General features: G+C 75.1%; 1 pseudogene. It reads left to right on the top strand.

From position 1 onward, the window contains the following. Nucleotides 1-301: pseudogene (locus F0U44_RS22295) on the top strand (phosphoribosylformylglycinamidine synthase subunit PurL); the annotation flags it as partial.

The raw sequence follows: 301 nt of genomic DNA, 5'->3' as shown, positions 1-301 counted from the left end.
GCGATCTGCGCCAAGTGGGACGTCGAGGCCGTCGCCATCGGCGAGGTCACCGACAGCGGCCGGCTCGAGATCACCTGGCACGGCGAGGGCGTCGTCGACGGACCTCCGCGCACCGTGGCCCAGGACGGCCCGGTCTGCGAGCGCCCCTACGCCCGCCCGACCTGGCAGGCCGCCCACCAGGCCGACGCGGCCGAGGCGCCCGCCCGCCCGGAGTCCGGCGACGAGCTGCGTGAGACGCTGCTGCGCCAGGTCGCGAGCCCCAACCACTGCGACAAGCCGTGGATCACCGACCAGTACGACC

It is taken from the genome of Nocardioides humilatus (assembly GCF_008373755.1).
In the GTDB taxonomy this organism is placed as follows: domain Bacteria; phylum Actinomycetota; class Actinomycetes; order Propionibacteriales; family Nocardioidaceae; genus Nocardioides; species Nocardioides humilatus.
The sequence above is the reverse complement of the archived record's forward strand: the minus strand, read 5'-3'. Positions and strand labels throughout refer to the sequence as shown.